This is a genomic window from Bartonella capreoli, assembly GCF_902813205.1.
In the GTDB taxonomy this organism is placed as follows: domain Bacteria; phylum Pseudomonadota; class Alphaproteobacteria; order Rhizobiales; family Rhizobiaceae; genus Bartonella; species Bartonella schoenbuchensis.
This window is the reverse complement of record NZ_CADDZX010000033.1, coordinates 1-2,491: the sequence shown is the minus strand read 5'-3', so window position 1 is coordinate 2,491 and position 2,491 is coordinate 1. Positions and strand designations below refer to the sequence as shown.

Annotated in this window: 2 pseudogenes; both read left to right on the top strand. The window is 41.8% G+C overall.

Annotated features, from left to right (window positions below):
* A pseudogene (locus J7R05_RS06935) lies at nt 1-733 on the top strand (hypothetical protein); the annotation flags it as partial.
* A pseudogene (locus tag J7R05_RS06930) lies at nt 726-2,491 on the top strand (hypothetical protein); the annotation flags it as partial. The pseudogenes J7R05_RS06935 and J7R05_RS06930, both read left to right, overlap by 8 nt.

Genomic DNA, 2,491 nt, shown 5'->3' with positions numbered 1-2,491 from the left:
CAATATGCGTTCAAGGCCTGAGCTTGGACATATGTTTGTCAAAGATGAAAATGGCAACCTACGTTCTGTACTTATTCCAGGAAGCGATGCAGAGCGTAAAAGAATAGATGAAGAGAACAAGAAAAAAATAGAATTTGCAGACAAATCTTTTGAAGCAGAACAGTTAATTGGAATGGTAGAAAAATTAAAGGAAAAATTGGATAAAAATCCTGGCATTGTTGGCATGATTGGTTATTGGGAATCTTTCCTTCCAGGAACAGATGCATCTCGATTTAAGTCTATGCTTAATGTTATTAAGGCAAACATTGCAATTGATAAATTGCAAAAAATGAAACATTATTCTCCAAATGGAGCATCGGGCTTTGGGAGCTTGTCTAGCGTTGAATTTATGGCACTGCAGAACTCTATAGCTGCTTTAGAGCAAGACCTTTCACCTGAGCAGATGAAAGAATCTTTCCAAACGATTATTGATACTTACAAGAAAGCCAATAAAGCAACGCGGATACTTCTTTTTAGTGAAGGAGAAGTATCACCTGAACTTGTTCAAAAACTTGTTCAAGAAGCATACGGACCGGAGGCTTATCAAAATCAAGATAAGGCACAGCAAATGCAAGATGAGCAGCAAAATCTGCCGTCATATGTGATGGATTATGCGCAACGCGAAGCACTACCAGAAGGCGCAGAATATTTTGATCATATAGGTATCAAAAGAAGGAAACAAACCAATGGCTGAGTTAAGACAACCCATTATGAATGAAAAGCTTCCTCTTCGTCGGAATAGTGACAATCCTTTTTTGGTTGATAAACGATTAGTCGATAAGCGATTACTTGATACAAATTATTATAACGATCCGATCGTTGGTCATATAAGTGACTATACACCAGAACAGCGTTTACAGATTTTATCCAAAAATAAGGGAAATAAAAGTCTTTCTATCGCAAGTAATAATAAACCAACGACACAAAATAAAACAACGACACAAGAAGATAGCCCTAAAACGAGTATTAAGGAGGCTTTAGGATGGGGGTCAGTTCACGGATTGACTTTAGGCTATGATGATGAAATAGCGGCAGGAGTATCAGCAGCTGTTGGGAAAGAAAAATATGACGACGTAGTAAAGAGACGGCGTGACTATCAAAAATTGCTAGAAAAAGAGCATCCTTATGCTTATTACACCGGTAATGTAGTTGGTGGATTGGTAACCTTAGTTCCTGCAATAGTTGGAGGCCCTGTTGTAGCAGGTGGTGCTGCTATTGGACGTGGTGCACTTGCTGCTGCACGCGCTGCTCCTGCTATTGGACGTGGTATAGCTGCTGCTATACGTGGTGCTCCTGCTGCTATGCGTGCTATTCCTTCAGTTGTACGCGCTGCTCCTACAGCTATACGTGCTGCTCCTGCTGCTGTTGGACGTGGTGCACTTGCTACTGGACGTGCTATTCCCAGTGCTATACGCGCTGCTCCTACAGGTGCAAAAGCTGTAGGTAAAGCTGTAATGAGCCCTATAAATAAGGCAGCCACAAGAACTTCAGGTGCAGCTGCAGATTATGCAAGTAGAGCAGAGGCAAAAGCATTTCACTCTGCATTAGCGCAAGGTGCCACACGGGCAGAGGCGAAACTTGCAGGGGAAGCAGCGGCAAAAAAAGCAGTAGCAAAGTTTAATACAATACGCGCTGCAAAAATCGGTGGAATCTATGGAGCTATAGCAGGAAGTGGTGAAGGGGAAGGTTGGGGGAATACTATAGTCACTACTGGATTTGGTGGGTTATTTGGTGGTGCTGCGCCCTTTGCTCTATCAGCAGCAGCGCCTCTTGTCACAAAACCAGCTAGTGCAACGACTTCTTTTGTTAAAAAAACGCTTCCCAAATGGGTTCGTGGAAGTCAACCAGGTGAAGTTCAAATAAGCAACAAAGCGCTTAAAGAGATAATTGGTGCTTTAGACAATGCAGGTATTCAGGATCTTGAGAAGGCCTTAAAGTGGAAAGGTCCTGATTCAATGATTATTGATTTGAGTGATCAGCTTGCTGCACGGGCTTTAAGAGAGGCAAAAAAAGACTATCCTACACATTCAATAATGAGCAATCGTTTAGGAGCTAGGCAAGCTGAAAGTACTCAACGTGTAAGGGAAAGGCTGAATGAAGCACTTGGTGAGAAAGTCAATACACTTGATTTAAAGCAAGACATTATTAACAACGCAAAAAGAGAGGCTGAACCGCTCTATGAAAAGGCATTTACTGCACCCATTGCAGAGTCTGTTGTGAAGGATTTACAGCTTTTAGAGGACAGTCCTGCGTTTAATGATGCACGTAAAAAAGCAATTGCAGGCTTGTTGAATGTGGCAGATGAAACAGTTAGAGCAAATCGTAAAAATCCAGAACTGAGTATGCGGATTTTGCACAGAATAAAGGGGGACATCGATAATCAGATTAAATTAGCTCTTAGAGAAGACAATCAAACACATGCTGCAGATTTGATGAATGTGAAGGAACGTCT